This window comes from Variovorax robiniae (assembly GCF_037889955.1).
In the GTDB taxonomy this organism is placed as follows: Bacteria; Pseudomonadota; Gammaproteobacteria; order Burkholderiales; family Burkholderiaceae_C; genus Variovorax; species Variovorax robiniae.
This window is the reverse complement of record NZ_JBBKZS010000001.1, coordinates 504035-525098: the sequence shown is the minus strand read 5'-3', so window position 1 is coordinate 525098 and position 21064 is coordinate 504035. Positions and strand designations below refer to the sequence as shown.

The 21064-nt window shown below is 65.8% G+C and carries 19 protein-coding genes; 3 read left to right on the top strand and 16 right to left on the bottom strand.

Annotated features, from left to right (window positions below; all coding sequences use genetic code 11):
• Positions 1 to 105: 105 nt before the first annotated feature.
• The 6 genes from WKW79_RS02240 to WKW79_RS02215 form a co-directional block, all read right to left on the bottom strand.
• Positions 106 to 1326, bottom strand: coding sequence for a PP2C family protein-serine/threonine phosphatase (locus WKW79_RS02240; protein WP_340333463.1), 1221 nt, complete (start codon positions 1324 to 1326; stop codon positions 106 to 108).
• 8 nt (positions 1327 to 1334) lie between these two features.
• Entirely contained in the window at positions 1335 to 1829 is a 495-nt protein-coding gene (locus WKW79_RS02235) for a Rab family GTPase (RefSeq protein WP_340333462.1), read from the bottom strand.
• Positions 1830 to 1860: 31 nt separating this feature from the next.
• Positions 1861 to 3726 carry an OmpA family protein gene (locus WKW79_RS02230; RefSeq protein WP_340333461.1) on the bottom strand — a complete coding sequence of 622 codons (1866 nt, stop codon included), beginning with the start codon at positions 3724 to 3726 and terminating at the stop codon, positions 1861 to 1863.
• 52 nt (positions 3727 to 3778) lie between these two features.
• Positions 3779 to 4399 carry a hypothetical protein gene (locus tag WKW79_RS02225; RefSeq protein WP_340333460.1) on the bottom strand — a complete coding sequence of 207 codons (621 nt, stop codon included), beginning with the start codon at positions 4397 to 4399 and terminating at the stop codon, positions 3779 to 3781.
• Between the two features lie 75 nt (positions 4400 to 4474).
• Positions 4475 to 4912, bottom strand: coding sequence for an ATP-binding protein (locus WKW79_RS02220; RefSeq protein ID WP_340333459.1), 438 nt, complete (start codon positions 4910 to 4912; stop codon positions 4475 to 4477).
• Positions 4912 to 5412 carry an STAS domain-containing protein gene (locus tag WKW79_RS02215; RefSeq protein WP_340333458.1) on the bottom strand — a complete coding sequence of 167 codons (501 nt, stop codon included), beginning with the start codon at positions 5410 to 5412 and terminating at the stop codon, positions 4912 to 4914. Before WKW79_RS02215 ends, WKW79_RS02220 begins: the two co-directional genes overlap by 1 nt.
• Before the next feature lie 197 nt (positions 5413 to 5609).
• Between WKW79_RS02215 and WKW79_RS02210 the strand changes: the two genes are divergently transcribed.
• Positions 5610 to 6596, top strand: coding sequence for a tripartite tricarboxylate transporter substrate binding protein (locus WKW79_RS02210; protein WP_340333457.1), 987 nt, complete (start codon positions 5610 to 5612; stop codon positions 6594 to 6596).
• A gap of 54 nt (positions 6597 to 6650) precedes the next feature.
• Here WKW79_RS02210 and WKW79_RS02205 read toward each other — a convergent pair whose 3' ends face one another.
• Together WKW79_RS02205 and WKW79_RS02200 are read right to left on the bottom strand one after the other, a co-directional pair.
• Positions 6651 to 9341: a bifunctional acetate--CoA ligase family protein/GNAT family N-acetyltransferase gene (locus tag WKW79_RS02205; protein WP_340333456.1), complete on the bottom strand. Its 2691-nt coding sequence runs from the start codon at positions 9339 to 9341 to the stop codon at positions 6651 to 6653.
• A gap of 108 nt (positions 9342 to 9449) precedes the next feature.
• Positions 9450 to 11270 carry an acyclic terpene utilization AtuA family protein gene (locus WKW79_RS02200; protein WP_340333455.1) on the bottom strand — a complete coding sequence of 607 codons (1821 nt, stop codon included), beginning with the start codon at positions 11268 to 11270 and terminating at the stop codon, positions 9450 to 9452.
• Between the two features lie 146 nt (positions 11271 to 11416).
• Here WKW79_RS02200 and WKW79_RS02195 point away from each other — a divergent pair, with 146 nt between their 5' ends.
• Positions 11417 to 12592 (top strand): acyl-CoA dehydrogenase family protein, encoded by a 1176-nt coding sequence (locus WKW79_RS02195; RefSeq protein WP_340333454.1) that lies wholly within the window; start codon positions 11417 to 11419, stop codon positions 12590 to 12592.
• A gap of 745 nt (positions 12593 to 13337) precedes the next feature.
• Here WKW79_RS02195 and WKW79_RS02190 read toward each other — a convergent pair.
• The 4 genes from WKW79_RS02190 to WKW79_RS02175 form a co-directional block, all read right to left on the bottom strand.
• The gene (locus WKW79_RS02190) at positions 13338 to 13718 is read right to left on the bottom strand and encodes a hypothetical protein (RefSeq protein WP_340333453.1); all 381 of its coding nucleotides are present in this window, start codon (positions 13716 to 13718) and stop codon (positions 13338 to 13340) included.
• Between the two features lie 57 nt (positions 13719 to 13775).
• A complete protein-coding gene (locus tag WKW79_RS02185; RefSeq protein WP_340333452.1) occupies positions 13776 to 14618 on the bottom strand; it encodes a matrixin family metalloprotease in 843 nt (280 codons plus the stop codon).
• 31 nt (positions 14619 to 14649) lie between these two features.
• On the bottom strand, positions 14650 to 14940 hold the full coding sequence (locus tag WKW79_RS02180) for a hypothetical protein (RefSeq protein ID WP_340333451.1): 291 nt from the start codon (positions 14938 to 14940) through the stop codon (positions 14650 to 14652).
• Positions 14941 to 15110: 170 nt separating this feature from the next.
• Positions 15111 to 16847, bottom strand: a complete 1737-nt coding sequence (locus WKW79_RS02175; protein WP_340333450.1) for a GMC family oxidoreductase — start codon at positions 16845 to 16847, stop codon at positions 15111 to 15113.
• Between the two features lie 230 nt (positions 16848 to 17077).
• On the opposite strand from WKW79_RS02175, the gene WKW79_RS02170 reads away from it, so the two are divergent.
• A complete protein-coding gene (locus WKW79_RS02170) occupies positions 17078 to 18049 on the top strand; it encodes an AraC family transcriptional regulator (protein ID WP_340333449.1) in 972 nt (323 codons plus the stop codon).
• A 26-nt stretch (positions 18050 to 18075) separates the two neighbouring features.
• On the opposite strand, the gene WKW79_RS02165 is transcribed toward WKW79_RS02170, so the two are convergent.
• The 4 genes from WKW79_RS02165 to WKW79_RS02150 are packed head-to-tail and all read right to left on the bottom strand — an operon-like array spanning position 18076 to position 21059.
• Positions 18076 to 18435: a protocatechuate 3,4-dioxygenase gene (locus WKW79_RS02165; protein ID WP_340333448.1), complete on the bottom strand. Its 360-nt coding sequence runs from the start codon at positions 18433 to 18435 to the stop codon at positions 18076 to 18078.
• The gene (locus WKW79_RS02160) at positions 18432 to 19313 is read right to left on the bottom strand and encodes a gallate dioxygenase (protein ID WP_340333447.1); all 882 of its coding nucleotides are present in this window, start codon (positions 19311 to 19313) and stop codon (positions 18432 to 18434) included. The genes WKW79_RS02165 and WKW79_RS02160 overlap by 4 nt, the downstream gene beginning before the upstream one ends.
• Before the next feature lie 13 nt (positions 19314 to 19326).
• Entirely contained in the window at positions 19327 to 20010 is a 684-nt protein-coding gene (gene ligK, locus WKW79_RS02155; RefSeq protein ID WP_340333838.1) for a 4-carboxy-4-hydroxy-2-oxoadipate aldolase/oxaloacetate decarboxylase, read from the bottom strand.
• Between the two features lie 2 nt (positions 20011 to 20012).
• Positions 20013 to 21059, bottom strand: a complete 1047-nt coding sequence (locus WKW79_RS02150) for an amidohydrolase family protein (protein WP_340333446.1) — start codon at positions 21057 to 21059, stop codon at positions 20013 to 20015.
• Positions 21060 to 21064 lie beyond the last annotated feature (5 nt).

Genomic DNA, 21064 nt, shown 5'->3' with positions numbered 1-21064 from the left:
TGCGCGGGCAATGCGCCTTGTTTTGGCGTCTGTGAACGTACGTCAGTCTGCGCCCGCCGACCTGTTCCGGCATGTTCGGCGTCTGCGGGCCGCCCCACGGGCAAGTCACAACGCGACCTTGATGACCGTGAAGTCATCCTCCAGCGCCCCCGGTCCATGCGCCTCTCGCGCAAAGTCCAGCAGGCTGTCCAGCTCGGACTTTCCGTTGGGCACGGGTCGCGCAAGCATTTCGGTGAACTCGGAGTAGGGCAGCATTGTCCCGTCCGGCCGCGTGATCTCGTAGGCGCCGTCGCTGAAGACGAACAGGCGGGCAGGGGACTGCAGCACGCACTGTTGTTCCGTGAAACGCGCGGCCGGTGAGATGCCGATGCAGGCGCCCGAGGCCGGCAAGGGCCGGGCTTCTCCCAGCGCGTCGCCATGCCCGCTCACCGCGATGGCCGGCGGGTGACCTGCGGAGGCATAGCGCAGTTCGCCCGTCCCGCGTTGGTACACGCCGTACCAGACCGTGCTGAACAGCTCGCCGTGCCGCTCCATCTGGTAGGCCTGGTTGAGCGCCGTCAGCACGGCCGCGGGGCTGCGGAAGTCGGTCTTCTGCAGCGCCTCGGAGCGCAGCGTGTCGGCGACCGCCACGGACAGCAACGCGGAGCCGACGCCGTGGCCGCAGACGTCGATCAGGTAGATCGCCAGGTGCTCCGGGTCGATCCAGTGGTAGCCGAAGGAGTCGCCGCCCAGTTCCGTCGAGGGCACGAAGCGCCAGTCGACCGTGAACGGTTCCGCGAGCGGATCCGGCAGCACGGCGCGCACGTAGCGTTCGGCATCGCGCAGCTCCAGTTGCAGCCGGTCGTGCGTGAGTTGCAAGGCCTCGCGCGACGCGGCGAGGTCGCTGTGGGCGCGGGTCAGTTCCTGGTTGGCCGCTTCGAGCTGCGCGATGAGCCGGGCTTCGCGCTGGCTCAGCAAGGTCATGTCGTAGGCCTTCTGCTGCACCAGCCGGGTTTCCTCCCATTCGGCGGTCACGTCGAGCAGCAGCACCCACACGGTGCCGTCGCCGTCGTCCGCGAAGAAGTGGATGTCCGCGATACGCCCGCTGGGCATCGCCATGGAACGGATCAGGAAGGGCGTCTCGACCAGTGGCAGCATGCCTTCCAGCAAGGGAATCTGCTCGCCCGCGGGCACGCCGAATTCGAGGCCGTCGAGTCCGTAGTGCGCCAGGTGGCCGCCGGCCTGCACCAAGGTCTGCGTGTCATCGACGACCAGGTGCGCGAGCATGCGCTGCGCGTCGATCAGCAGCAGCAGCGAGTCGGAGATCCGCGCGGGCAGGTCGAGCATGTTTGCTGCTACTTCGCCAGGCGTGCGGCCAGTTCCTCGAAGGCGCCCTCGACGCTGTCGCCGGTCTTGGCGCTGGTCTTTCGGAAGGTCCAGCCGGCCGCCTCCAGTTGCTCGACGCGCTCTGGCGCGATCGCCCAGTCTTCCACCAGGTCGGCCTTGTTGAGCAGGGCGAGGAAGGGCACGGCACCGATCTCGGCGGTGATGCGGGACTGGATCGATGCGGCAGTGTCCAGCGTCTCGGGCCGCGTGCCGTCGATCACCAGCAGGTAGCCGGCGGCGCCGCGCAGGTAGCTCACCCGCACGGCCGCGACCGCGTCCTCGCCGGCGATGTCCCAGAGGATCAGGGCCATTTCCTCAGCGCCCACCGTCATCACCTTCTTGTCGATCTTCACGCCGACGGTGGTGAGGTAGGTGTCCGAGAAGATGGTGTCGACGTAGCGTCGCACGAGGCTGGTCTTGCCGACGCCGAAAGCGCCGAGGAGGCAGATTTTTTTCTGGAGCATGGGGTTCCGATGGACTGCCGTTTCAAAGGTTCTATTCGCCCGTGCTGACGACAAAAGACACGCGCCGGTTCATCGACAACTCATCCACGCTGGCACCCGGCTTCAATGGCTCCAGCGGACCGGCGCCGCGCACCGCGAGCAGGAGCGGATCGACGCCGCGCGCCCGCAGCATGGAGCGCACGACTTCGGCGCGGCCCAGGCTGAGTGCGAGGTTGGAGTTCTCCTTGCCGGTGGCATCGGCATGGCCGACGATGGTCACCTTCACGGGGAAACCGTGCGTGCGCGACACCTGGATCAGCTCGCGCATTTCTTCCGCGGCGCCATCGAGCATGCCTTCCTGGCTGGCCGACGGCCGCGCCACGTTGTTCTCGAAGTGAATGAGCCGCGCCTCGATGGCGTCATGCAGGCGCAAATAGTCCGGGTCCTGCACGTCCTGCAGCGCGCTCAGGTCGACCTTCGGTGCGCCAGCAGGCAGGGTCAGCAGGAAGGCGCGCGCCTTGTCCATCCAGTATTGGGGTGCCGTGCCGCTGGCGCGAACCCCGCTGGCGTCCTGCGTCAGGGTGACGGTCGGCGGCGGGTTCAGGGTTGCCTGCATGCGCTTGAGGATGATGGCCGGATGCAGTGCCTGGTAGGGCTCCCAGCGGCCGCTCACGCGGTCCGGTTCCAACTTGGTCTTGGCGAGCAGGTCTTCCGGCTGGGCTGCGAGCGGGTCGCGCAGTCCGGACACCAGCCACTTGCCGCCGCGGCGGTCGGCATTGGTCACGACGATGCCGGGTTGCGCTTGAAGCGATTCCACGTAGGCGTCCACGCGCCGGCCCTCGATGACGCGCAGCGTGAGCCAGTAGCCCAGCGCGATCAGCAGCGCCAACGGGATGATCCACAGCAGCGGCGAGAACTTCCGGTGATGCTCGGCGTCTTGCGAGATCAGGCAGGGGCGCAGCCGATCACCCGCTTGTTCAAGAGCCGAGGTGTCGCCTTCGAATTCTTCGAGCGGCGCGGCCCATTCGGCGTGCACCGCGGCCAGTGACTCGCGTAGCCGAACCCGCAGCGCCGGCGGCGGGTTGCCATGCACGACAGCGGCCAGGAAGGCGGACGGGCCTTCCTCGATCCACAGCAGCATGTCGCCCAGGCGCAGGGTGTCGATGCCGCCACTGTTGGTGCCGCCGCTGGCCGATTCGTCAAAGGAATCGCGCACGAAATCCTGGATGGCGGACAGCATCGCCGACACCAGTTGCGGGTCTTGCGTCGACGCGTCGTCACGCGACACATGCGAGACCAGCAGGCCCGTCTTGCGATGGATCATGAAGATGTGGTCGACCCGGTACACGGCCGTGTGCTTGAGCACCACGTCGCCGAAGGTCGTGCCACTGCGCCAGGCCTCGATGCGCCACTTGAGCCCGCGCCAGGACAGGCTGTACTTGAGCGCCTGGTTCAGCGATTGCAGCGAGCCGTCAAGGGTCTCGGCAATGGCCTTGCGGATGGCCGGCCCCATCACCGGGTACAGGATGTCGACCATCGTCCGCGGGTTCTTGCGGATCGACGCCTGCGTGGCCCGCTCGACCGTCGGGGCGATCACCTGGCCGAGATGGTCGCTGCGCGACGCGGCGAGGGTGAAGGCGGCCGGCAGGACGGACCCCACCGCATCGGCGAACTCGCGCGGATCGTCGAACTTCTGCTGCAGCCGCGCCAGCGCCGCCTTCTCGCGCTCCATGAGCACGTCGCGCAGCGCATCCATGCGCGGGTCGTCCTCCAGCCGTGCTGGAGGAAGCTCGATCGCGATGTCGGGGTTGACGCAGCGCGCCAACTCCAATAACAGGCCGGCGAGTCGCCGGCTTTGCTCCTGTTCCGCCGCGCTGCGGTGTGCGCTCGTCGCGGCAAGCGACAGGCGCGCGTTCACGGCGCAGCCGCCCCTGCGCGTATGCGGTGGCCGGGCATGCGCGCGGTGCGGATCAACCGCCGCCGTTGGCGCCCTTCGGCGACACGTCCTGGTTCAGGCACTTGGCAATCTCGACGAACAGCCCGGCGAGCAGGTTGCGATCGGTCTTGACGTTGCTGAGTTCGGCAAACATGCGCTCCATGGTCGAGCGGGAGTCGTCCTGGCGCTTGCGCATCTCGTCGCGCAGGCCCTGCACCTCATGGCTCAGGCGGTCCGTGAAGTCGCGCTCGTGGCGCGCGAGCTGGTCGGACAGCTGGGCCAGACGCTTTTCCAGCGCCTGGGTGTGGTCCCGCAGGTTCCGCTCCAGTTCCTTGTCGGCATCGGCGCGCAAATCCTTTTCCTCGCGGAACTGGCCGGCGACCGATTCAAGCTGCTTCTTGATCGTCGATTCCAGGTTGCTCAGGCTGCGTGACGACTCCGCTTCCATGTCGCGCAGGCGGAGCTGGAAGCGCTCTTCCATGATCGAGAAGCGCTTGTCATAGTCCTGCATCTGGTTGCCGAACAGCAACTCGCGCATCTTGTCGACACCGGAGGTTTCGCCACCGCTGCCGTTGGATTGGCCGCCCATGGCGGCCTGAGCCGCCATGGCGGCTTGCACGTCGATCGTGGGTATTGTCTTGCCTGCTTGTGCCATTTGAAAGCGCTCCTCGGTTGGTTGACTGGTTGCGCCAGATGCGCCGGCGCCGCGATGTGAAGGGGGTTGACTTGGTCAGGGCGGCGCCGTCGGCCGGAACAGGAGCGTCAGGCGGTTGCGGCCGTCTTCGTAGCGGTACTGCACGCCGTCCGAGAAGCGGCGCACGATCGGGATGCCCCAGCCGCCGATGCGGGCGTCCTGCAGGCTGGTGGCTTGTGCGGGTGCCGCGACCTGGCGCGGATCGAACTTGTGGCCTTCGTCTTCCACTTCCAGCGCGACATCGTCGCCCTGCCAGCCCAGGTGCAGGTGGATGCGCTGCGCGCCGTCGCCGTTGGCATGGGTCACGATGTTGGTGACGACCTCGGTGGAGCAGAGGTCGATGCAGTGCGCGACCTTTTCCGGCAGATGCTGATGCTCGGTCCAGTCGTGCACCCAGGCGTTCACCCGCGGGAGTTCGCGCATTTCGCTGTCGACGATCAGGGAAGCCTCCGGCTCCCCGCCGTTGGCGGACATCAACGGCTTTCGGAGGAGGCCATCAGCGCGCTGAAGGCGGAGTCGACGTCGGGGTAGACCGGGATGATCGTGTCGATGCCGGCCATCTTGAGGACCTCCGCCACGAGGGGTTGCGGGCTTGCCAGCACCATGCCGCCGCCGCGCGACGACTGGGCCCGTGCATTGATGACCAGCGTGCGGATCCCGATGGATGCCAGGAACGACACCTCCGACATGTCGACCACGGCGAGAAGTTTGCGGGAAGCGACCATCGCCTTGAAGCGATTGTCGATGTCGTGCCCGCCAATGCTGTCCATGCGCCCAACCAGGCTGATCTTTTCGATGCCATCAGCCAGTTGTTCCCGTCTCAGGTCCATACGATCTCCGCAGTGGATGTCGATGTCGAACGTTGAACCAGCAGGAGCCTCCGACACAAGAATCGCCTGATCCGTCGGTCTTCTTGTACAGAATAAAAACCGGGATTTGTGCGTCTTGCGATCAACAAGCAGGATCGTCGTCAAGCATACGCGCAAAGTATTACTACGTCACTAACTTGGTATCACCAAAATGGGCGAGAGCGGTTCTTGAGCGTTGCCAATCGCCATCGCCCGCGACCGGCTTCGCAACGCGATGGCCGGGCCGGCCTGGCGACGGGCAAACCCCGACGAGCCGGGGGTGATCCGCCTTTGAGAATGCAAGGCCCACAACCGGAACTTTCATGCCAGCCACCCGTCTGACGCGACGCGCTTTTCATCTGTCCGCTGCCGCTGCGGCCGCCGCCGTCGCAGCGCCATCCTTTGCACAATCGGCCTGGCCGAGCAAGCCGATCCGCATCGTCGTGCCGTACACGCCGGGTGGCTTCACGGACCAGATGGCGCGCCTGGTCCAACCGGGCCTGCAGGCGCAACTGGGGCAGAGCGTCATCATCGACAACAAGCCGGGCGCCAACAGCCTCATCGGCGTGGATGCGGTGGCCAAGGCGGCACCCGATGGCAGCACCTTCGGCGTCGTCATCGCAGCCTATGCTGCCAACACCACGCTCTATCCCAAGCTGCCCTATGACCCGGGCAAGGACCTGGTGGGCGTGTCGCTGATGGGGGTGTCGCCGCTGCTGGCCGCCGTCAACAACGACGCCCCCTTCAAGACGGCGCGGGAACTCATCGACTATGCCCGCGCGAACCCTGGCAAGGTGAGCTTCGGCTCGTCAGGCAACGGGTCGGCGGCGCACCTCACGACCGAGTTGTGGAAGTCGCTGACGCACACCTACATGATCCACATACCGTATCGCGGCGCGGTGCCCGCGTTGACGGACTTGATGGGCGGGCAGATCCAGTTGTTCTTCGACGCGCCTACAGGGCTCATCGCCCAGGGCAAGGCGGGCAAGGTGCGCTTGATCGGCGTGGCGAGCGAGCGGCGCCTGCCGGCCGTGCCGGATGTCCCGACTTTCATCGAACAGGGCTTTGCGGGCTTCACCGGCAGCACCTGGGCCGGCATGCTGGCGCCGGCCGGCACGCCACGCGACATCGTCAAGCGCATGTCGGACGCCGTGGCGCGCATCATCAAGTCCGAAGACACCAAGGCCAGGCTCGACGCGATGGGAACCATCCCCGCGGGCAGTACGCCGGAGGAGTTCGACGCCTTCATCGCGGCCGAAACACGCAAGTGGGGCGGGGTGATCCGCACGGCGGGGGTGAAGGCGGAGTAAGGGGCGCGGACACCTGGACCGGATCGCCCGTTCGCTTCGGCGCCGGAGGCGCCACTACAGGCTGTACGTCACCAGCCTGAACTCCGGGTCCTCGGCGAACATCTTCACGGTGAAGCCGATGTGCCGCATGAGCTTGAGCATGTCGTGGTTGGTGGTCAGCACCAGCCCGTCCATCTCGGACAGGCCCTTGTCCCGGGCCACGTCCATGATGCCCTCCATGAGCCGCGAGCCCAGGCCCTTGCGCTTGTACGTATCGGCGACCACCAGCGAGAACTCGCAGCTGATCTTGTCCGGATTGGTGGCGTAGCGCGACACGCCGACGATGTATTCCATGTCCTTGACGGTGCCGTCGTCGGACAGAACCCGGTCCTGGGCGACCGCCACCAGCGCCATGTCCCGGTCGTAGTCGATCAGCGTGAAGCGCGACAGCATCGTCGGCGGCAGTTCGTGGAATTGCGAGACGAAGCGGAACCAGCGGCTTTCCGGCGAAAGCTCCCGCACGAAGTTCTGGAGCATGTTGGCATCGTCCGGATGCACCGGGCGGATCGTGCAACTGCCGCCACCGCGCATGACGAACTCGCGCTGGTAGCGCGCGGGGTAGGGCAGGATCGCCAAGTGCTGGTAGCCGCGTGCGTAGCCGCTGACCGCCTGCGGCGTGTTGCCGACGACGATGCGGGCATCGACCGCCACCGCGCCGTTCTCGTCCACGATGATGGGGTTGATGTCCATCTCGCGCAGCTCGGGCAGCTCGCAGACCATTTCAGAGACGCGCAGCAGCACATGCTCCAGCGCCTCCATGTCGACCGGGCTGGCACCGCGCCATTCGCGCAGGGTTTCCGCCACGCGGGAGCGCTCGATCAGGCGGCGCGCGAGGAACTGGTTGAGCGGCGGCAGCTCCATGGCACGGTCGTTCAGCAACTCGATCATGGTCCCACCCGCGCCGAACACGATCACCGGGCCGAAGGGGTCGTCGGTGACCAGCCCCACGTAGATCTCCCGCCCGCGCCGGGCGGAGGCCATCTTCTGCACGGTCACGCCATGGATGTGCGCCTTCGGCGCCAGGCGCTTCACGCGCTCCATCATCTCGTTGAACATGTCGCGTGCGCCGGCGCCGTTCATGATGTTCAGGGCGACGCCGTCGACATCGGTCTTGTGGCTGATGTCGGGCGAGTCGATCTTCATCGCCACCGGAAAACCGATCTGGGTGGCCATCATCATGGCCTCGTTGGCGGTGCGTGCGAGCACGGTGCGGGTGATCGGGATATGGAAGGACGAGAGCAGCGTCTTGGATTCCATCTCGGTCAGCACGGTGCGGCGTTCCGACAGCACGCTGTCGATCAGCAGTCGCGCGCCTTCGATGTCCGGCTTGGCCAGCGGGGACAGCGGCGGCGGCGTCTGCTGCAGCAGCATCTGGTTCTGATAGAAGGACGCGATGTTGCCGAAGGCGCCGACCGCCGCTTCCGGCGTGCGGAAGGTGGGAATCAGGGATTCGTTGAGCACCTTGCGTGCCGCGCCCACGCTGGCGTCGCCCATCCAGCAGGCCAGCAGGGGTTTGCGCATCGGCCGCGGGAAGCCGGCCAGCGTCTGTGCGACGGCGACCGCGTCCGCGCCGTTCTTGGGGGAGTAGATGGCCAGCACGCCATCGACCTGCTTGTCGGCCGCGGCGGTGTCGATGGCGGCGCGGTAGTGCTCCGGGCTGGCTTCCTCCGACAGGTCGATCAGGTCCGTCAGTCCCGCATTGGGGGGAAGCTGGGGCTTGAGCTTGCCGATCGATTCGGACGAGAGCTTGCCCAGTTCCAGGCCGATCTCGTTGACCCAATCCGCGGCGAGCACGCCGGGGCCGCCGCCGTTGGTGACGATGGCCAGGCGCTGCCCGACCGGCCGATAGCGCGAGGCCAGGCACTTGGCCGCCGAGAAAAGTTCGACGAAGGAACGCACGCGCACCGCGCCGGCGCGGCGCAAGGCCGCGTCGAACACATCGTCGCTGCCCACGGTCGCGGCGCTGTGCGTGTGCGCGGCCTCGTTGCCGGCCGGCTTGCGGCCCGCCTTGAGCACCACGACCGGCTTGGCATGCGAGGCGGAGCGCAGCGCGCTGATGAAGGGCCGGGCCTCGACGATCCCTTCGAGGTAGACGACGATGCTGTGTGTCGCGCTGTCGTCGGCCAGGAAGTCCAGCACGTCAGAGATGTCGAGCGCGGTATGCGGGCCGAGCGACACCACGCTGGAAAAGCCAACCGCGTTCTGGCGCGCCCAGTCGAGCATGGCCGCAGTCAAGGCACCGGATTGTGAGACCAGCGCCAGCGGGCCGGCGGACGCGAGCGGGCCGACCGTGCTGGCGTTGAGTTTCAGCGAGGGCCGCTGGTGGCCCAGCGAGTTCGGCCCCAGCAGGTGGATGCCTTCGCGGGTTGCGACCCTGCGCAGTTCCGCGGCCTCATCGGGGCCGATGCCGGAAGAGACGACCAGCGCGGACCGGCAACTCAGGCGGCCGGCGATGCCGAGCGCCGCGGGGATGTCCCGGCTCGGCAAGGCGATGATCGCCAGGTCCGCACGCGCCTGCACCAGATCCCCCAACGTGCCGCTGGTGTGGACGTCCAGGAACTCCAGCTTCCCCTCGAAGCCACCGGCCTCCAGCGCATGGCGAATCGCCGTCGATTGCGAGTGATCATCATCCGCCTGGCGGATCGCCCCGGCGAACACCACGACCGTTTCGGGGGCGAACAATGGAGTGAGGTAGTGCTTTTGCATGAGTGCGCTGCGCCAGTTCTTCGTCCGAGGGAAAGCGAGCATATACCGAGCTTCGGCATCGCTTCTCGACCCGGTCGGAGCATGCGGCGCGCGCCGCGTCATGTGGCGCTATCGCAGTTGCGCGGCGACCGAATCCGGCACCTGGATCGTCATGTCGAGCAGCATCTGCGCCATGCCCTTGCCCAGCGGATCGAGGCGCATCGAAGAGGGACCGCCGCCGTCGAGCGCGTCATGCAGCAGCAGGTTCATCGATGCCGTGCCGGGCAGGTGGAAGCGCTCGACCTTGCCGTGCGCCAGGTGGGCGAAGTAGTCGCCAACGGCCGACTCGCTCACGCGATCCCACAGCAGGGGCAGCCACTCGGGTTTGCGCGCGACGATGCCGATGTTGGAGAGGTTGCCCTTGTCCCCGCTGCGCGCCCAGGCCAGGTCGATGAGGCGCACTTCGCGCATCTGCTCGCCGGCGGGGTCTTTCCACTCGGCGGGCGTCGTGACGCCGTGCGTGGCGCCATCGCCCGTGCCGCTGGCCATCGTCACCGGATGGCGCTCTCCGTCCATCACGAAGGACACGGGCACCGTCTGCTTGTCGAGCGTGAACGAGAAGGGCTTGATCAGCGGCGATACGCCGGCGCGGCCGCCGCCGGGGCCGGTGGTGCCCGGCGACCAGGAGGTGCCGGCCGGCGAGATCTCGCGCGCGAACATCGTCAGCGCGGCCTTCTGGGGATGGTTCGCGACGACGCGCATCATCACCTCGCGTGCCTGGTGCGCGCGCGAATGCGGACCGTAGAGCGACTCCGCGCCGAGGACTTCGATGTAGGTGGACGTGAACGGCGGCATGCCGAGCTGGCGCAGGATGTTGCCGGTGCGCTCGACGATCGCCTCCGCCGTGCGGCGCGCCTTCTTTTCGGCATCGATGCCGACGATGACCATGCTGGCGGCGCAGCGGAAGCCGTCGAGCTGCGTGGCCGAGACCTTGTAGGAGGGCGTGGGTGCGCGGCCCTTGGCCGGGCCCACGCGCACGCGGTTGTCACCCTGCTGCTCGATCAGCACGTCGCGGAAGTCGCAGCTCACGTCGGGCAGCAGGTAGGCGCCGGGGTCGCCGATCTCGTAGAGCATCTGCTCGACGACGTTGGCGCGGATCACCTTGCCGCCGGTGGGCTCCGGCTTGGTCACGATGAAGCTGCCGTCGGCATGGCATTCGATGACCGGATAGCCCATGTTGGCCCAGTCGGGGATGTCCTCCCAGTCGGTGTGCAGGCCGCCGGTGGCCTGGCAGCCGCATTCGATGATGTGGCCGGCCAGGCTGCCGGAGGCGAGCAGGTCGTATTGGTCCGCGTCCCAGCCGAACTCGTGCATCAAGGCGCCGAGCGTGACGGCGCTGTCGACGCAGCGGCCGGTGATGACGACCTCCGCGCCGGCCGCCAGCGCCGCCGCGATCGGCGTGGCGCCGAGGTAGGCATTGGCGCTCAACACCTTCTCTGGCAGCGACTCGCCGGTGAACATGTCCTTGGCACCATTGGCCCGCAATTCGGGCATGCGGGCGGACACGTCGTCGCCCTCGATGACCGCGATCTTCAGTGAAATGCCTTCCGCCTCGGCGAGCGCCCGCAGTGCGTCCGCGCAACCCTGCGGATTGATGCCGCCGGCATTGCTGATGACCTTGATGCCCTGGCGCTTGACCTCGGCCAGCACGGACTTCATCGCGATGTCGACGAAATCGGTGGCGTAGCCCATCTCCGGTTTCTTGGCGCGTGCGGCGGCGAGGATGGCCATGGTGGTTTCGGCCAGGTAGTCGAACACCAGGTAGTCGAGCCGGCCCAGCTTCACCAGCTGCGGCGCGGCCACCATGCTGTCGCCCCAGAAACCGGAGGCGCCGCCGATGCGCACGACCTTGGATGTGGACGGGTCTGGATTGCTGGAGGGGGAGGGCATTTGCTTGTCTCGTCGAGTGATGTTGCTGGACGCAGCTTAGCCAGCGTCAGGTCGCTCGGCTTGTGCCAACTCGCTGGCAGTAGCCAGTGGGCACAAGACGGCCCCGGCCCGCGGCACTAGCCTCGCCGCGAACCAAGGAGACATGCATGGAATTCCTCGACGCGCCGCCGTTGCCGTTCTATTTCACCCCGGAGCACGAGCAGTTCCGTTCCAGCCTGCGCGATTTCGTCTCGCGCGAGATCCGGCCCTTCGTCAACGAATGGGACGAGGCCGAGACCTTCCCGCGCTCGCTGTACACCCGCGCCGCCGAGGTCGGCGTGCTGGGCCTGGGTTATCCGGAGGAATACGGTGGGACACCGGCCGACACCTTCTACGGCCTGATCCTTGCCGAGGAATTCGCACGCGCCGCTTGCGGCGGCATGCAGGCCTCGCTGCTGTCGCACAGCATCGGGCTGCCGCCGATCCTGAAGGCCGGCAGCGAGGCGATCAAGCAGCGCGTCATCCCGCCCGTGCTGCGCGGCGAGAAGATCGCGGCGCTGGCCGTGACCGAGCCCTCGGGCGGGTCGGACGTCGCCAACCTGCGGACCACCGCCGTGCGAGATGGCGACCACTATGTGCTGAACGGCGAGAAGACCTTCATCACCTCGGGCATGCGTGCCGACTACCTGACGGTCGCCGTGCGCACCAACCCCGCCGTGAAAGGCGCCAGCGGCATCTCCGCGCTGCTGGTCGAGGGCGACACGCCCGGCCTCACGCGCACCGCCCTCAAGAAGATGGGCTGGTGGAGTTCCGACACCGCGCACCTGCGCTTCGACAACTGCCGCGTGCCCGTCGCCAACCTGGTCGGCGAAGAGAACAAGGGCTTCAAGACTTTCATGCAGAACTTCAACAACGAGCGGCTGATGATGTCGGCGCTGGCCTATGGCTATGCCGAGGTCTGCCTGGAGGAAGCGGTCGACTGGGCCCGCCAGCGCACGATCGCCGGCAGCCCCCTGTCGGAGCGGCAGGTGGTGCGCCACAAGCTGATGGACATGACCTTGCGCATCGACGCCGCCCGCGCGTTGGTCTACGACCTGTCCTACCGGATCGAGCACAAGCTCGCCGATCCTGCGCAATTGGTCGCCCGCGTCTGCATGGCCAAGGTGTTGGCGACGCAGGCCATGCAGTTCTGCGCCGACCAGGCCGTGCAATTGCTGGGTGGCATGGGCTTCATGCGCGGCACACGGAGCGAACGCATCTACCGCGAGGTCAAAGTGATGATGATCGGCGGTGGGTCGGAGGAGGTGATGAAGGACTTGGCTGCGCGCCAATTGGGGCTTTGATCCGGGACGAAGCAGGCAATTGAATCCTTGGCGCGGGTGCTCACGCGATGTCAAGTACCAAGGGTCTAATTCAAGCGTCTAAGTGGCACCCTGAATACGCGAATCCGGACCCAAACCCGAAGAATCCTGTCACTCCGCAGCATGCCGCGACGACATGATTGTGAATTGAAGAGGCAAGCATGCGTCAAGGCTTTCTCGTTTCAGAGTTGGCTGTACGCTCCCCCTGCGTGGCCCGTTTGGGTCGCATTCAGAGCTTGATGGGAATGCGTGATGCTTCCCGGGGCGCGGCGGTACGGCGACTCAGCGAGATGCCATCTGTTGTTCGGGCGGAAAATAATTCGCACCCCGTCTGCGCCGATCGATTGCCAGCTTCATGGGACGACCTGCGACCCGATATCGGTGTGGATGGCTGCACAATCCGCATCGGCAGATCAGGCGATGATTGTCCGAAGCAAATCATTCAATCACGTCGACAAGAATTCCCGAACGGCAATTGTTTCAAGCATTGGTCCATGCACTTGGGTGGGGTCCGGGGGAGGAGAAGACGCCACCCAGGCGACTTGGAGTCGTATCGAATTATTGCTGTTTCACCGAAGAAATTCTCGCGAGGGCAACAAGGCACGACCCTCGCAGATCGGCAAGAAGCGTTCGGATACCCCAATTGGAATTGAATGCTCTTGTCGATCATTCGGTGCTGCAAGGATTCGAGCAAAGTGGTTTGCGACGAATCCCATGTGGAACTGAATTATTCGCTCAGTTCCACGATATCCGCAAAGCATTGCGTTCCGGTACCGCCGGGCTGGCTGTAGTCAACCCGGCTGACACGCTTGTTGGAAATCTTTGCCGCCAGGAATTGAGAGTACATGACCTTGCGGTCGGGAGCGATGTAGAGATAGCCCCATCTGCAATTCGCGGTCAGCGGCTCCACAAAACTGAGATAGGCCTGGGTGCCCTGGACGCCCAATTTGGCGATGGTCTTGGTGCCTTCGGTGAAATAGGTTGTCTGCGCCATGCTGATATTGGCAGTGCACAGGCATGCGGCGGCGGCCGCGCCCAGGGCCAGGCGACGGCGGAGGCTCGTGGCACGGCTGCGAGGCGTGCCCAGGGTGGATTCAGGGAAGTTCATGGCAATCACTTTTCTTGGTTTGAATTGGAAGGGTTGGCTTGATCGGGCTCGATCGACTTATTCATACAGCAGCATGGCGATGACCGGCACAATGTTGACGGGCACGCCGTAGAACTTCTGGGCCATTGCAATATCCGTTGCACTGAGCTTGCCTTCGCCCATCCATTTCGGATTGCAATAATTCATCACGGAATACAAATCCCAGGCGCCGATCATCGTGTCCCCCGTCGGGTCGTTTCTCGGTGCCCTGCAATCGTCCCAGACGACCTGCGAGATGGTGGAGTCCGGCGGTGGTGAACTCGGCGTGTCAGGGCGGAGTTGCTCATGGACAAATCCCAGGGCATGTCCGAATTCGTGTATTGCAACGATTCGCGTGCACTCGTTGATGCCGCGATAGCACGGCCAGCTCTCGAATTTGAAATTGAGCCACATCGTGGGAGAGCCAGGATAGCCTTGCGTTCCAATGTATGCGCGAGGCCCTTGGAAATAGCTATCCTCGACAGCAATCTTGATGTCGCCGTCCGCGTAATAGCCCGTGCACCGCCCCCAGCTGGTGAAGCGAACCTGCGAGACGCTCGACCATGTTTCGGCGACCGCTCGCTGAACCACAAGTCTCTGTTCCTCGGAGCTTGCAAATTCCGCGGGCTCCATGACCCAGCAAACCTTGATCGTCGTGCTCGGCCAAACGGAGCTCGCCTTGGCATAGCCTTCCAGCCGGGCGTCGCGGCTTATTGTTGAATTTCCGGCCACGCCTTCCGCAACGACGGGTGGGGCCGTGTGGCTTGAACTTGTTGTTGCCGGCATGGATGCGGAGCCGTTGTTGTCGGCGCCGCCGCAACCACCTGCCAACAATATTGCAACAATTGTAAAAACACGAGTTAAATATCTTGACATTTTCATTCTAATTTTGCGTCTCCCCTTGTTACAGAATTTACCGCACCTGTAAGGCTGTTGCAAGGTTGCGGGCAATTTTTTGTTGAGGCTGGCGGAATTTCTTCCGATTGACGTGGCGATCCGCATAGGCAAGCCTTGAAAAGAACTTCTGGAGAATTGAAAAAATCTCGTGACCCGTGTAGGCGCGCATTGAATTCAAGAATTGCAATGGCCGGGTGTCGCGGCGTTGTGCCGGGGGCGGTTCGGGACCCGGCGGCCTGCGACTGCTCGGCGCAGGCGGCGCAATTTCAGTGACTGCGCGCTCGGCGCGCCAAGGCATCGCCGGCATGGGGGATGCTTGGAACGGGCCGCCGGAGGCGCGTCGTCTTGTGACGCATGGCCAGCCACTCACTGCGCGCCTTGCAGGGCGACGCGTATGACGTGGCGCCTGCCATGACCTTCACGGCCGGCCGCGGATGCGCTGGGTTGCGGGGCGCGATGCGCATGCCCCCAAACGCATCACCCCGCCTTCACGATCTCCGCCAGCCGCTCTCCGATGATCACGCAGGGCGCCATCGTGTTCCCCGTGGTGATGTGCGGCATGACCGAGCCGTCCGCGATGCGCAGGTCCTGGACACCATGGACGCGCAGCTTGGCGTCGACCACCGACATCTTGTCCTTGCCCATCTTCGCGGTGCAGGTCGCGTGGAAGTACGACACGGCCGCGTTGCGGATAAAGTCGTCGAGTTCCGCGCCCTTGATCGGGCCGGGCATGACCTCGCGCTTGACGAAGGGCTTCATCGGCGCCGAGTTGCCGATCTCGCGGCACAACTCGATGGCCTTGCGCATGGCGGCCATGTCGTCCGGGTGCTCCAGCACCTTGGCGTGGATCTCGACGCCGGCCTTGGGGTCGGTGGAAGTGAAGCGCAGGAAGCCGCGCGTCTTCGGTTGCACGATGCCGGGGCCGATGGTCCAGGCCGTCGGCACGGCCTGCTTCGAGGTGATCTCGGAGGAGAAGGGGATCTCGATCTGGAAGGGTTGCAGGTCGGGCGTCGGCAGCTTCGGGTCGCTCTTCCAGAAGAAGGTGGCCTCCGCCGAGTTGTTGCGCGCCGGCGCCTGTTCCGGCGGCTCCCACATACAGGCCGCGACCATGGTATGGTCCTGGAAGTTCTGGCCCACGCCGGGCAGGTTGGCGACCACGGGCGTGCCGAGGCGCACGAGTTCCTTCGCGTCGCCGATGCCGGAAGCCATCAGGATGCGCGGCGTGTTGATGGCGCCGGTGGACAACACCACCTCGCGCGCCACGCCGATCTTGCGCACCCGCCCGTCCCATTCGAACTCCACGCCGACCGCCTTCTTGCCCTGCAGCGTGACCTTGTGGACCAGCGCCTGCGTGAGGATCGTCAGATTCGGCTGGTCCATGATCGGGTAGAGGTAGTGGGAGGGCACGTTGCGGCGACGGCCGTCCTTGCCGATGCACAGGTTGGCGATGGCGGCGCCGCCCGCGCCTTCCATCATCGCGCCGTTGTGGTCGGCAAAGGCGGGAATGCCGATGGCTGCGCAGCCCTGCACCATGGCCGGGGCGAGGGGGCTCGCGTCCGGCGCCGGCTGCATGAAGACCAGGCCGCCCTTGCCGCGCCGTGCCGGGTCGGGCTCGCCCTGCCGGTCCTCGATGCGCTTGAAGATCTCCAGGACGTGCTGGTAGCCCCAGGCCGGGTCGCCGGTCTCGCGCGCCCAACGGTCATAGTCGTTCTTGTGGCCGCGCGCCCACACCGTGGCGTTGATGCTGCTGCCGCCTCCGATGGCCTTGCCCATCGGCATCGCGATGGAGCGGTTGTTGAGACCGGGGCGGGGCATGGTCTTGTAGCCCCAGTCGAAGGGGCCGCCGATATTGGTGTACCAGACGGCCGGGTTGAGGATGCTCGGCGCATCGGCCGCACCGCCGGCTTCGAGCAGCAGCACCTGCACGCCGGTGTCTTCCGCGAGTCGGCGCGCCACCACCGAGCCGGAAGAGCCGCTGCCGCAGACGATGTAGTCGTAGCGCGGCTGCAGTTCGCGCTTCAACTCGGCCTGGTTCGCGCCGATCGCCAGGGCCTTGTCGGCCATCGTCGTGGCGGCCAGCGTGCCGACGCCGAGCATCGTCGCCATGCGGATGAAGCCGCGTCGATCGAGGTGGCCGGCCATGAGACGGGCCTCGATGTGGTCCAGTTGCCGGCCGATGGCTTGGGCGCGGCCGGCGGGCGTGTCACTTGTCATGGCGTGGCTCCTCATCAGTGGTGTGCCATTGTTCGGGGCGTGCCCGTGGCCTCGCTATCCACGAAGCGCCGCGCTGTCCGAATTGCGAAAGCGACGAATTAAGGGTTAGCCCGGATCGTTGCGCTGGACGTGTCGGCACAGGATGACCCGGCTGTCGATGGCGCACCGGCAGCGGCATGAAGAATGCGTGCGCCGCCAGTCCCGGATTGCCAGGAAAGAGCTGCCCACGCATGGCCCTCGCGCATGTCCACACCCGCGATCTCGACGAAGCCATTCAGGCCGTCGGGGAGGTGTACTGCGAGCACGAACTGGCGCTCGACCGGAAGGCGCGCGCCATCGACACCACGCTCGACGTGAGCGCGCCGATCGTGCGCCTGCGCTACGGCGCGCCGGTGCACGTCGATGCCGGCAACTTCCCCGATCTGTTTCTTGTGATGCGCTGCCTGGATGGCGCGGGCAGTGTTCGCCAGGGTGGGCGGCGCGCGGTCTGGCAGCCCGGGCAGACGGTGCCGGTGTCGGCCAACGTCGGCACCGATTTCGATTTTGGCGCGACCTTTTCGCAGGCGACCATCAAGCCTGATGCGCAGAAGCTGGAGGCGCTGTGCAGCGGTTGGCTGGGGCGTCCGCTCGATGAATCGCTGCGCTTCGAACTGCGGCCGTTCTCGGAAGGGCTGGAGCGCATCTGGGGCTCGACGCTGGCCCTGCTGGAGACGACCGGCAGCGTGTCCTTGCCGCCGGTGGCGGAGGCGTCGCTGCAGGAGTTCCTGCTGACGCTGCTGCTGCAATGCCATCCCCACAATTTCAGCGAGGAACTCGCGCGCCCTTCACAGCCTGGCCCGATGCCGTCGCGGCTGGTGCGCCGGGCCGAGGCCTACATGCAGGAACATGCGGCGCGGCCCTTGACCATTGCCGAGGTGGCGCGCGAACTCGGCGTGAGCGTGCGGGCGCTGCAGTTCGCCTTCCAGGCTGCGCGCAACAGCACGCCGATGAGTTGCCTTCGCAAGGTGCGCCTGGAACGCGCGCGGCAGGCGCTGCTGCAGGCCACGCAGGCCACCACGATCACGGACGTTGCGCTGCAGAACGGCTTCTTCCATCTGGGCCGGTTCAGCGCGCTCTACAAGTCCTCGTTCGGCGAGAGCCCGAAAGCCACGCTGGCGCGGGTCATGCGCCGGGCCGGCGCAATCACTTCCCCAGCTTGTTGACTTCGTGATGTGGCCGCTGACGAGCCTCAGCGCGCGTCAGGCACGCGCCGCGTCTTCATGAAGTCCTCGAAGCTCTCTCCACGGAAGATGGCGTAGACCTCGAGGTTGGTGGTCTTCGACACGCGCGCGAATTTCTCGAGCACGAAGAAGTTGGCACCGTACTGGATCAGGCCCAGCCAGTCGCGCTTGCGCACGAGTTCCTTCTCGCGCTCGTTGAGTCCGGCCTCGGTCATCAGTTGCTCGGGGTCGGCCTCGAAGCGGTCGCGCCAGGGCTTGCCGATCATCTGCCAGAAGAAGCGGTTGAGCTTCAACGTGCGATTGCTGGTGCGGATGTCGAAGATGTAGGTGCCGGGGATGTCCTCGACGCCGGCGAGTTGCGGGTTCATGCAGCCACCTCGTCGGTCTTCTGGCTGCTCGTCGTGGCAGTCGCACCGTCCTCGAACAGCACGACCGTCATCGCGGTGGTGGTCGCCAGGTAGTAGTTCTGGTGCAGCTTGCGCACCGTCGGACTCATCGCGCCGCGCATCGCCAGCCACATGATCTGCTCGACGCTTTCCGCGCCGCCCAGGCGCACGAAGTCGGCATGTTTCATCCGCGTGAGTTGCTCCGGGTCATGCTCCAGCAGGTCGAGGAACTTCATGTCCCATTCCTCGTTGTTGAAGCCGGTGCGCTCGCCATGCACCTGGTGCGACAGGCCGCCGGTGCCGACGACGACGACGCGCAGGTCCTGCGGGTACGACTCGATCGCGCGGCGCAGGGCTTGGCCCAAGCGCCAGCAACGCCGCGGCGTCGGCAGCGGAAACTGCAGCACGTTGATGGCGATCGGCACCACCGTGCCGGGCCAGTCCGGCTTGTGCGGCCACAGCAGGGGCAAGGGGGAGGCGCAGCCGTGGTCGATCGGCTTGTCCTGGAAGATGGTCATGTCGAACTCGTCGTTGACCAGGGACTCGGCGATGTGCGCCTGCAAGTCCACGTTGCCCTTGATGGTGGGCAGGTCGCGCAGGCCCGCGCCTTCGTCGGCGACCTGGAACTCCTTGCCCACGCCGATCGCGAAGGTCGGGTAGAGGTCGAAGAAGAGGCTGGTGCAGTGGTCGTTGTAGAACATGACCAGCACGTCGGCCTTCTGCTCCTCCAGCCACTTCGCGACCGGCAGGTAGCCGTCGAAGAGCGGCTTCCAGGCCGGGTCCTGCTGCTTGCCCTTGTCGTAGGCCACGCCGATGGTGGGCACATGCGAGGTGCCGATGCAGCCGATGATCTTTGCCATGGGGATGTCTCCTTCAGTCGATGTAGCGCAGGCCGGCCTGCTCCAGCGGGCCGCGCATGTTGTACATGTCCAGCCCCAGCACGCCGGCAGCGAGCTTGGCGCGCTTGGCGGCCTCGTTGTCTTCGCGAGCCTGTGCGGCATCGGCGACCTGCCTGGCAAGCGCCGCCGGTACCACGACCACGCCGTCGTCGTCGGCCAGCACCACGTCGCCCGGATTCACCACGGCTCCGGCACAGACCACTGGAATGTTGACCGAACCCAGCGTTGCCTTGATCGTGCCCTTGGCGCTGATCGCGCGGCTCCACGCGGGAAAGGGCATGGCCGTCAGCTCCTTCACGTCACGCACGCCGCCGTCGATGACCAGGCCGCGCGCACCGCGTGCCATGAATGAGGTCGCGAGCAGGTCGCCAAAGAAGCCGTCGGTGCTCTCGCTGGTGCATGCGGCGATGACGATGTCGCCGGGCTTCAGCTGCTCGGCGGCCACGTGCATCATCCAGTTGTCGCCGGGCTGCAGCAGCACGGTGACGGCCGTTCCGCAAGCGTGCGCGCCGACGAAGATCGGGCGCATGTACGGCTTCATGAGGCCGACGCGGCCCATGGCTTCATGCACGGTGGCCGAGCCGAAGCGCGACAGGTGTTCGACGGCGTCCGCATCGGCGCGCACGATGTTGCGCTTGACGATGCCCAGGTTGTTCATGCTCATGCTTGCTCCGTGGCTGTCTCGGCGGCACGCGCCTTGAGGGCCGCGTCCAGGCGGGGAAACACGCGGCGTGCATTGCCTTCGTAGATCTTCTGGCGCGAGGCCGCATCCAGCGAGGACGCCGCGATGTAGCGCTTGGTGTCGTCGAAGTAATGGCCGGTCTCGGGGTCGATGCCGCGCACCGCGCCGATCATCTCGCTTGCGAAGAGGATGTTGTCGACCGGGATCACCTTGGTCAGCAAGTCGATGCCTGGTTGGTGGTAGACGCAGGTGTCGAAGAAGATGTTCTTCAGCAGGTGCTCCTGCAGCGGCGGCTTCTTCATCTCCTGTGCCAGCCCGCGGAAGCGGCCCCAGTGGTAGGGCACTGCGCCGCCGCCGTGGGGAATGAGGAAGCGCAGCGTCGGGAAGTCCTTGAACAGGTCCGAGGTCAGGCACTGCATGAAGGCCGTGGTGTCCGCGTTCAGGTAGTGCGCGCCGGTGGTGTGGAAGCAGGCGTTGCAGCTCGTCGACACATGGATCATCGCGGGAATGTCGTGCTCGACCATCTTCTCGTAGATCGAGTACCAGTGCCGGTCCGACAGCGGCGGCGAGGTCCAGTGCCCGCCCGAGGGATCGGGGTTCAGGTTGATGCCGACGTTGCCGTACTCGCGCACGCACTTCTCCAACTCGGGGATGCTGGTGGCGGGGTCCGCGCCGGGCGACTGCGGCAGCATCGCAACCGGCACGAAGTGGTCGGGAAAGAGTTGCGACACCCGATAGCACAGCTCGTTGCAGATCGCTGCCCAGGTCGCGGACACGTTGAAGTCGCCGATGTGGTGCGCCATGAAACTGGCGCGCGGCGAGAACAGCGTGAGGTCGAGGCCGCGCTCCTTCATGAGCCGCAGTTGGTTGCCTTCGATCGATTCGCGAAGCTCGTCGTCGCTGATGCGCAGTTCGCTCGCCTTGGGCATCAGCGCCGGATCGGCGATGCCCTTGATCTGGCGGTTGCGCCAGTCTTCCAGTGCCTTGGGGGCGGTGGTGTAGTGGCCGTGGCAGTCGATGATCATTTGCG

Bases quoted from the DNA above. Each gene is read 5' to 3' on its own strand.
- WKW79_RS02240 (WP_340333463.1), bottom strand. From the start codon at position 1,326: ATGCTCGACCTGCCCGCGCGGATCTCCGACTCGCTGCTGCTGCTGATC.
- WKW79_RS02235 (WP_340333462.1), bottom strand. From the start codon at position 1,829: ATGCTCCAGAAAAAAATCTGCCTCCTCGGCGCTTTCGGCGTCGGCAAG.
- WKW79_RS02225 (WP_340333460.1), bottom strand. From the start codon at position 4,399: ATGGCACAAGCAGGCAAGACAATACCCACGATCGACGTGCAAGCCGCC.
- WKW79_RS02220 (WP_340333459.1), bottom strand. From the start codon at position 4,912: ATGTCCGCCAACGGCGGGGAGCCGGAGGCTTCCCTGATCGTCGACAGC.
- WKW79_RS02210 (WP_340333457.1), top strand. From the start codon at position 5,610: ATGCCAGCCACCCGTCTGACGCGACGCGCTTTTCATCTGTCCGCTGCC.
- WKW79_RS02205 (WP_340333456.1), bottom strand. From the start codon at position 9,341: ATGCAAAAGCACTACCTCACTCCATTGTTCGCCCCCGAAACGGTCGTG.
- WKW79_RS02200 (WP_340333455.1), bottom strand. From the start codon at position 11,270: ATGCCCTCCCCCTCCAGCAATCCAGACCCGTCCACATCCAAGGTCGTG.
- WKW79_RS02195 (WP_340333454.1), top strand. From the start codon at position 11,417: ATGGAATTCCTCGACGCGCCGCCGTTGCCGTTCTATTTCACCCCGGAG.
- WKW79_RS02190 (WP_340333453.1), bottom strand. From the start codon at position 13,718: ATGAACTTCCCTGAATCCACCCTGGGCACGCCTCGCAGCCGTGCCACG.
- WKW79_RS02185 (WP_340333452.1), bottom strand. From the start codon at position 14,618: ATGAAAATGTCAAGATATTTAACTCGTGTTTTTACAATTGTTGCAATA.
- WKW79_RS02180 (WP_340333451.1), bottom strand. From the start codon at position 14,940: ATGCCGGCGATGCCTTGGCGCGCCGAGCGCGCAGTCACTGAAATTGCG.
- WKW79_RS02175 (WP_340333450.1), bottom strand. From the start codon at position 16,847: ATGACAAGTGACACGCCCGCCGGCCGCGCCCAAGCCATCGGCCGGCAA.
- WKW79_RS02170 (WP_340333449.1), top strand. From the start codon at position 17,078: ATGGCCCTCGCGCATGTCCACACCCGCGATCTCGACGAAGCCATTCAG.
- WKW79_RS02165 (WP_340333448.1), bottom strand. From the start codon at position 18,435: ATGAACCCGCAACTCGCCGGCGTCGAGGACATCCCCGGCACCTACATC.
- WKW79_RS02160 (WP_340333447.1), bottom strand. From the start codon at position 19,313: ATGGCAAAGATCATCGGCTGCATCGGCACCTCGCATGTGCCCACCATC.
- ligK (WP_340333838.1), bottom strand. From the start codon at position 20,010: ATGAACAACCTGGGCATCGTCAAGCGCAACATCGTGCGCGCCGATGCG.
- WKW79_RS02150 (WP_340333446.1), bottom strand. From the start codon at position 21,059: ATGATCATCGACTGCCACGGCCACTACACCACCGCCCCCAAGGCACTG.